Here is an 8,288-nt window from a genome sequence, read left to right as displayed (position 1 = left end):
GTCGCGAGGGTGTCCAGGTTGTTCGTCACACAACGATCTTGGACACCCTCGTTCACGTCTCTACGGGCACCCCTTGGAATCGATCATCTAGGCGCGGACTCGGACTTCACCGGCACCACCCGGCTGCGGGGACTGCCCGCCGGTGAGCAGATCCACTACCGGGTGCTGCTGGCCGACCCCGACGACCCGCGCCGTACCGGCGAACCGGTGACCGGCACGTTCCGCACCGCGCCGGTCAGGCGGCGCAAGGGCGTGAAGTTCGTGTGGTCCGGTGATCTGGCGGGACAGGGCTGGGGCATCAACGAGTCGATCGGCGGCTACCGCATCTTCGACGCCATGGCGAAGGTCGACCCCGACTTCTTCCTGTGCAGCGGCGACAACATCTACGCCGACGGCCCCATCTCCGCCACCGCGACGCTGCCCGACGGCAGCGTCTACCGGAGCATCACCACCGAGGAGAAGTCGCACGTCGCGACGACCCTCGACGACTACCGGGGCAACTTCCGCTACAACCTGCTCGACGCGGCGCTGCGCCGCTTCAACGCCCAGGTGCCCAACATCATCCAGTGGGACGACCACGAGGTCCGCAACAACTGGTACCCGGGCGAGGTCATCGGCACCGGCACCCCCTACCCGGCCGGCACCAGGCTCGACGACCTGGCGGTGCGCTCACGGCAGGCGTTCTCGGAGTACTTCCCGATCTCGACGATCAGCGGGCGCCCCGACGGCCGGATCTACCGCAAGGTCGGCCACGGTCCGCTGCTGGACGTGTTCGTGCTCGACATGCGGACCTACCGCAACGCCAACTCCCCGGACGACCAGACCACCGACCCGGTGGGCATCCTCGGCCGTGAGCAGCTGGAGTGGCTCAAGCGGGAGCTCGCGAAGTCCCGCGCGGTGTGGAAGGTGATCGCCAACGACATGCCGCTGGGGCTGGTCGTGCCCGACCCCGTCGAGGGCAGGCCGAACTACGAGGCCGTCGCGCAGGGCGACCCCGGCGCACCGCTCGGCCGTGAGCTGCAGATCGCCGAGCTGCTGCGGTTCATCAAGCACCGGAGGATCACCGGCACGGTGTGGGTGACGGCGGACGTCCACCACACCTCGGCACAGCACTACGACCCCTCGCGGGCCGCGTTCAAGGACTTCGAGCCGTTCTGGGAGTTCGTCTCCGGCCCGCTGAACGCCGGCGCCTTCCCGGCCAACGCGCTCGACGGCACGTTCGGCCCCGACCGGGTGTTCGTCAAGGCGCCGACCGCCTCGAACGTGTCGCCCGCCGACGGCTACCAGTTCTTCGGCGAGGTCGACATCGACGGCGACAGCGGCGAGCTGACGGTCCGTCTGCGCGAGTACGACGGCACCGTGCTGTTCACGCGGACGCTGCAACCGGGCCGCGTCGGCCAGTAACTCCCGTACTCTCGAAGCAGGGCCGCGCACCGGCGTCATCCCCCGGCGCGCGGCCCTGCCGTGCCTTGGCGAACTGCCCCGCCGACAGCACGTCTTCGCAGGTCGGGACCGATTGTCAGTGGTCGCCTCTACGGTTTTCCCATGACGCGATCTTTGCAGACCGTGGCCTATCGCCGACCCTCCGTGCTGGAGTCGTCGGCGAGCGGGCGACGTCTGGGACTCGAGACCTCGCGGGGAGCGACGCCCACCGGCGCGGCGGACCATCCCCGCTTCTTCGCAGGCTTCCTGACCTCCCCTCAGGTGGCCTCGGCGGGGCTGCTCGCCGTGGCGGACGTGGCCGCCGCGCGTTACCACCAGCGCCGGCTGCGCGCCTCCCTGGACCCGGTGGTGACGGGCAACGGCGACCGGCTGCGCTTCGAGTCCTTCTCGGGCTGCGGCGGGGTGTACGCCCGTCTGGACGTGCTGGCCGAGGGCCTGGACGGCGACGAGGTGGGCCACGGCACCACCAACGTCGACGTCAACAACCCCCTGCGTGAGGCGCTTTCCCGTATCGGCTCGGACGACCCGCTCCATCTGCGGGTCGGCCCCGAGGAGTTGGCGGTGACCACGCTGGACGGTCCGGTCGTGGAGAAGAAGGTGCCGCTGCCCGACCGCTGGCTGCGTGGTTTCGCGGAGTCCCAGGTCATCGCGGCCGACTTCGACCTGCGGGCCGAGCTGCCGGCCGCCGAGGCCGTCCGGTTCCTGCGCTCCCTGCCCCACGGGGGTGGGCGGGGCGCGCAGTCCGGTCCGCGGTGGGTGGTTCCCGCGGGGCGTGGTCTGCGGCCGACCACGCGGGCGGTGCCGGGCGCGGTCTGCCTGCCCGGCCCGGAACGGCTGATCGCCCTCCAGCGAGTGCTGCGTCACGCCACCGCCCTACGGGTCTACGGCCCCGCCGTCACCGGTGCCGACTCCGCGGCGAGCGCCTGGGAGGGCGTCCTGCCGGGCATGCGGCTCACGCTCACCCTCTCGCCGGACGCCTCGCGCGGCTTCTCCGGCGAGGGCGGCGTCCTCGACGCGCTGGCCACGGACGAGGCCGCCGAGGACGCGGAGCTCGTCTCCGTCCTGCTCGCCTGGGAGCCCCGCATCGACATCGCCGACCTGGCCGCCTCCTCCGGGCTCACGACGGAGCGGGTCCGGGCGGCCCTGGTCCGCCTGGGCACCTCGGGCCGCGTCGGGTACGACACCGCGGAGGCGGCCTACTTCCACCGCGAACTGCCCTATGACGCCGAGCGCGTGGAGCGCCACAACCCCAGACTGCGCTCGGCGAGGGTGCTGGTGGCCGCGGGCGCGGTCGCCCTGGACGGCGCGATCGGGACGGTGACGGCCGAGGACGGGCATGTGCACCGGGTGCGGGACGAGACAGGGGTCCTCAGCTGCAGCTGCGCCTGGTGGGCGAGGTACCGGGGCGGGCGCGGACCGTGCAAGCACGCGCTGGCGGTGCGGATGGTGCGGCGGGGCGCCGCGGTGGAGCGGGAGTCGGCTGGAGTCGACGGGGGTGTGCGATGAGCGCGTTGATGGACGCGGTACGGGCGGGGCGGACACCCGAGGTGATCGGTCTGCTCGACGAGATGACGGACGGCGAACGGCGCTCCGTCCTCCCCGAGTTGCAAGCGCTCCGCAAGGAACTGCGGGCGTCCCCCTGGGAGGCGGGCGCCCGTCGCGCCTACCCGCCTCTCTTCGCGGCCGGGGTCGCCTGCCAGACCGGCGCGGCGGCCGTCGCCACCTGGATCGCCGCGGCCGACATGCGCTGGTCGCAGACCTCGTCCGCCCTGTTGCTGCGCCTCCTCGGGGACCGCTCCCCCCAGTGGCTGGCCGATCTGACCCACCGCCTCGCCGAGCGCCCGGCCACGTCCCCGGTGCCGTATGACCTGATGGCCGGTCTGGTACGGCTGTCGGGGTGTCCGGTGCCGACCACGGAGGCGTATGTGCAGGGCTGGGTCGGGCACATCTCGTGGGCCCACCAGCGCGGCGGCACGCTGCGCGACCGTCTGCGCCAGGACCCGCACCTGCCGCAGCTCGTGGCCGCGCTCTTCGAGACGAACGGCGTCGGCGGCATGCTCGAATGGCCCGCCGGCGACGGACCGGACACCTGGACGGGAGCGCTGGCCGGGCTCACCACCGAGGGGGTTCTGGAGCGCAAGGTGATGGTCGACGCCTGTGTGGCGCGTCTGCTGCGAGGCGGGACGACCACCGAGAACCGGGTGTTCCTACGGCTGTTGAAGCTCCTCGACCTCACTGAGGAGGAACGGAGCGAGCGGACCGCCGACTGGCTGGCCCTGACCGCCGACGCGGTCTCCCCCGTCGCGTCGTACGCCCAGTCGGTGCTGGCCGGCCTCGTCCTCGACGGTGGACTGACGGCACGGCAGCTGGGGGACATGTCGTCAGCGGTGCTGTTCCGCACGGAGAAGAAGCTGGTGCGCGCACAGCTCGTGCTGCTGGGCAAGGTGCTGGCCCGGGACGCGGGGACGGCCGACGAACTGCTGCCCTCGGTGGCGCGGGCCTTCGGGCACGAGGACTCGGAAGTGCAGGAGCGGGCGCTCAAGCTGGTGGAGCGGCATCTGAGAAAGCTCGCCGACGCCGGGGCCAGGGCCGAACTGGGCGTCGCCGCGGAGCAGTTGATCCCCGGGCTGCGCGCACGTGCGGCCGAGGTGCTGGGCGCCTCGCCCCTCGTCGCCGAGCCCGCCGCCTACGAGGAGGTCCTGCCGCCCGCACCTCGACCGGCCCGTCTGCTCCCGGCCCCGGCGACCCCCGTCGAGGCCGCCGAGGAGGTGGGGGCGGCGCTCGCCTCCGAGCCCGGTGTGGCGGCCTTCGAGCGGACCCTGGACGGCCTGGTGCGCCATGCCCACCGCGACCGTGACGCGCTCCTGGAGGCTCTCGCGCCGGTGGTGACCCGGCGCTGGTGGAACACCGCCGATCCGGAGTACGTCCTTCATCCGGACGACCACTTCAGCCGTGCCAACAGGGTCCTCGACGCCGAGGACGGCCTCGACCTCCTGCTCGCGACGCTCCGGGGACGGGTGCACACCGAGACACTCCGGGCGTCGGCGCGACAGGAGAGCCCGGCCCGCGGCTGTCTCCACAGCGCCCTCGTCCACACCTTCGACATCCGTCTGTGGGAAGTGGCGTACCGGATGCGTACGGACCCGCTTCCGTTCCTGCTGTCGACGCCGACCTGGAGCACGGGGCTGCTGGATCCGGACGAACTGGTGGACCGTCTCGACGAGTACCGACGGCTCGGCGCCCGGGTCGCGGCGTCCGACTTCGCGCAGGCACTGCTGAGGGTCCGGCGTGGTGACCGTGCGGCCGCCCTGGCCGCCGCCGAACGTGCCGGTGCCCTCGGCACCCCGGAAGCGACACGGCTGGCCCAGTGGCTCACGACCGGAACCCCGGCCCTGCCTCCGTCACGGCGGCGGACCTCGGGGTCCCGCATCCTCGTCCAGGTCGGGGAACATCCGTCGCCGGAGCAGGACTTCCCGGCCGGGTTCAGGTCGCTGGGCGGCGCGTCCGACGCGTTCGGCGAATGGCGGTACTGCCACCACTGGAGCGACGGGATACGGCAGCACTGGGTCGCCCTGCTCCCCGAGCAGCGCGAGCTGGTCGCCGTCCGCCTCGTGCGGGACCTCTCCGGCACCGCTGTGGACGACGACCGGGGTGCCGCCTCCGTCCTTCCGCACCTCGCCGAGTCCGGCGGCGAGGCGGGCGAGGCCGTACACCTCTGTGTGGCGTACGGGCTCGGAGCCAGGCATCCGGAGGACCGGCTCGCCGCCGTGGACGCGCTGCTGACGCTGGCGGCGCGCGGGCAGCTCGATACGGCGCTCCTGGGCGCGGACCTCGGGCAGCTCGTACGGAGTGGGGCCGTGAAGCCGTCACGGCTCGCGGAGTCCGCGCGGACGGCGGCGGCCTCCGGGGCCAACACCACCATCTGGGAGATGCTGCGGCACAGTCTGCCGGTCCTGTTCGCCGAGCTCCCGACCGGCGGCACCGGGGCGTCGGTCCGCGGGCTCGGGGAACTGGTGGCGGTGGCCGCGGAGTGCGCCGAGCGGTCCGGTGCGCGCGGCGAGATACCCCATCTGGCGCAGACGGCGGACCGGCGCGGTTCCTCCCGGCTGGTGGCTCAGGCCCGGCGGCTGCACAGCACACTGACACAGCCATAGAAAAATCAACAAAAGGAGCATAAGCACGCTTTACCGATCAGTCACAAAGCGTTCGTGATCACGCAACACCCTTCCTTCACAGTGGCTGCATGAGTCGAGACATGTCTGATGTGACGCGAGCGGCGCACGGCCGTCCCGTGCGGCAGTGGCGGAAGAACCTCACCGGGGTCACCACGGTGTTCCAGACGTGGTGGTCACGCCGCCCCGGTCATGCGCCGCCGACGGGCGATACCGGTGCCCGGCGGCTGCCGCACGAGCAGCAGGCCGGGCCGTCCGCGTCGTCGTCGGCTCCGGCGAGCGTGCCCGCCGCGAGCGCGCTGTGGCGGATGCGGACGACGGTGCGGGACGAACCGGGTTCGTTGGCGGAGCTGTGCACGGCGCTCGCCGGGCTGCGGGTCGACATCCTGAGCCTGCAGACGCATCCGCTGGCCGAGGGCACGGTGGACGAGTTCCTGTTGCGGGCTCCGGGCGAGCTGATGGCCTCCGAGCTCACCCGGGTGGTGGAGCGGGCCGGCGGTTCCGACACCTGGATCGAGCGGGCCGACGCCCACGACCTGGTGGACGCGCCGACCCGAGTGCTCGGCCTGGCCGCCCGCACCGCCCTGGACGCGGCGGAACTGCCGCTGGTGCTGCGGCAGTTGCTCGGTCGGTGCACCATCCGTCAGCTACCGGGGACGCCGGTCGGCGGCGGCCGGAAGCCGGAGGGTGTGCCGGTGGAGGGAGTTCTGGAGGACACCGTGATGCGGCTGCGGGCGCCGGAAGGTGGAGTGATCACCGTGGAGCGGCCGTATCTGCCGTTCACCCCGACCGAGTTCGCCCGGGCGCGGGCGCTGGTGGAGCTGGATGCCCGGCTCGGGCCGCGGGTGCCGCACGGCGAGGACGTGCTGACGCTGCCCGAGGGCAACGAGATCACCGTGCGGCGGGCCGATCCGCGTGACCTGGAGGCCGCGAAGGAGATGCATGAGCGGTGCTCGGCGCGGACGCTGGGGATGCGGTACCACGGGCCGGTCGGGGACGCCGACCGCTATCTGAACCATCTGCTCAGCCCCCGCTTCGGGCGGACGCTCGCGGTGCAGACGGCGTCGGGGCGGGTGGTCGGGCTGGGGCATCTGCTCTGGGACGGCGACGAGACCGAGGTCGCGCTGCTGGTCGAGGACAAGTGGCAGGGGCGCGGGATCGGGGGCGAGTTGCTGCGGCGCCTGGTGGGGATGGCTGTCTCGGCGGGGTGCGCGAGTGTGTATGCGGTGACGCAGGCGTCCAACACCGGGATGGTCGCGGCGATGCGGGGGCTGGGCCTCCCCCTCGACTATCAGGTCGAGGAGGGGACCCTGGTGATCACGGCGCGGCTGGACGTCGACGCGGGGGTGTCGGAGGGCGCCCTGGGGTTCAGTAACGCCGAAGCGCCGTAGGGGTGGTGGCGGGGGCGGCGGCCGCTGGTTCGTCGCGGCTGGTCGCCTCCCGCGGTGGAGCCGCGGACGGGCACGCCTCCGCGCCCCTCAAGGCGTTCGCACGCACCCCCAACGCCGTGTCCAGGTCGGTCCAGAGATCGTCCACGTCCTCCAGGCCCACCGAAAGCCGCAGCAGCCTGTCGCTCACCCCGGCGCCCCGCCGGTCCTCCGCGTCGACGATCCGGTGGCTGATCGACGCCGGGTGCTGGATGAGGGTGTCCACGCTGCCCAGGCTGACCGCCGGGGTGATCAGGCGGACGCCGGCGATGACATCGTGGGGGTCGCCCGCCACCTCGAAGGCGACCATCGCGCCGCCGATGCGGGGATAGTGGACGCGGGTGACGCGCGGGTCGGCGGCAAGGCGCCGGGCCAATTCGGCCGCGTTCGCGGAGGCCGCCTTCACCCGCACCGGCAGGGTCGCCAGGCCGCGCAGGAGCAGGTAGCCGGCGAGCGGGTGGAGGATGCCGCCGGTGGCGAAGCGGATCTGCCGCAACCGGCCGGCGAACTCCTCGTCGCAGGCGACCACACCCGCCATGACGTCTCCGTGGCCGCCGAGGTACTTGGTCGCGCTGTGCAGGACCAGACGGGCGCCCAGCGAGGCGGGACGTTGGAGGACCGGGGTCGCGAAGGTGTTGTCCGCGAGCAGCGGAACCGAGCCGCAGGCGTGGGCCACCGCGCGCAGGTCGATCTCCGCGAGGGTCGGATTGGCCGGGGACTCGACCATCACCAGGCCGGTGTCCGGGCGCAGGGCGTCCGCGACGCCCGCCGGGTCGGTCCAGGTCACCTCGGAGCCGAGCAGGCCGGCGGTGAGCAGGTGGTCGCTGCAGCCGTACAGCGGGCGGACGGCGACGACATGGCGCAGGCCCAGTGAGGCCCGTACGAGAAGGACCGCGCTCAGCGCGGCCATCCCGCTGGCGAAGGCGACCGCGGAGTCGGTGCCCTCCAGCCGGGCCAGGGCGGTCTCGAAGCGGGCGACGGTGGGATTGCCCAGGCGGCCGTAGACCGGCGGGCCCTCGGGTGCGGCGCCGGTGGTGGCGAAGGCGTCGATGCGGGCGGCCTCGCGGCGGCTGTCGTACGAGGGGTAGGTGGTCGACAGGTCGATGGGCGGGGCGTGCAGGCCCTGCCGGGCGAGGTCGTCGCGGCCGGCGTGCACGGCTTCGGTGGCCAGAGCTCTCGTGGACTCCATGCGGGAAGAGTGAACAAGCACCGGGCCATCGGGAGACAGCGCCGTGCTACGTTCGGC

General features: G+C 72.9%; 5 protein-coding genes. 4 read left to right on the top strand and 1 reads right to left on the bottom strand.

Annotated elements, in window-relative coordinates; all coding sequences use genetic code 11:
- From ABZT17_RS39960 to ABZT17_RS39945, 4 genes are all read left to right on the top strand, one after another.
- On the top strand, nt 1–1,404 hold a 1,404-nt coding region (locus ABZT17_RS39960), incomplete at its 5' end, for an alkaline phosphatase D family protein (RefSeq protein ID WP_356356797.1).
- A 141-nt stretch (nt 1,405–1,545) separates the two neighbouring features.
- On the top strand, nt 1,546–2,949 hold the full coding sequence (locus ABZT17_RS39955; RefSeq protein ID WP_356356795.1) for an SWIM zinc finger domain-containing protein: 1,404 nt from the start codon (nt 1,546–1,548) through the stop codon (nt 2,947–2,949).
- Entirely contained in the window at nt 2,946–5,597 is a 2,652-nt protein-coding gene (locus tag ABZT17_RS39950) for a DUF6493 family protein (RefSeq protein WP_356356793.1), read from the top strand. Before ABZT17_RS39955 ends, ABZT17_RS39950 begins: the two co-directional genes overlap by 4 nt.
- A gap of 89 nt (nt 5,598–5,686) precedes the next feature.
- Nucleotides 5,687–7,006: a GNAT family N-acetyltransferase gene (locus ABZT17_RS39945; RefSeq protein WP_356356791.1), complete on the top strand. Its 1,320-nt coding sequence runs from the start codon at nt 5,687–5,689 to the stop codon at nt 7,004–7,006.
- Here the strand turns inward: ABZT17_RS39945 and ABZT17_RS39940 are convergent.
- A complete protein-coding gene (locus tag ABZT17_RS39940) occupies nt 6,984–8,231 on the bottom strand; it encodes a PLP-dependent transferase (RefSeq protein ID WP_356356789.1) in 1,248 nt (415 codons plus the stop codon). The two genes, ABZT17_RS39945 and ABZT17_RS39940, sit on opposite strands and share 23 nt — an antisense overlap.
- Nucleotides 8,232–8,288: the final 57 nt, after the last annotated feature.

It is taken from the genome of Streptomyces sp. NPDC005648, assembly GCF_040605395.1.
Lineage (GTDB): Bacteria > Actinomycetota > Actinomycetes > Streptomycetales > Streptomycetaceae > Streptomyces.
This window is presented reverse-complemented; position numbering and strand designations above follow the sequence as displayed.

Excerpts from the sequence above, each read along its gene's own strand:
- ABZT17_RS39945 (WP_356356791.1), top strand. The coding sequence starts at position 5,687 with ATGAGTCGAGACATGTCTGATGTGACGCGAGCGGCGCACGGCCGTCCC.
- ABZT17_RS39940 (WP_356356789.1), bottom strand. The coding sequence starts at position 8,231 with ATGGAGTCCACGAGAGCTCTGGCCACCGAAGCCGTGCACGCCGGCCGC.
- ABZT17_RS39955 (WP_356356795.1), top strand. The coding sequence starts at position 1,546 with ATGACGCGATCTTTGCAGACCGTGGCCTATCGCCGACCCTCCGTGCTG.
- ABZT17_RS39950 (WP_356356793.1), top strand. The coding sequence starts at position 2,946 with ATGAGCGCGTTGATGGACGCGGTACGGGCGGGGCGGACACCCGAGGTG.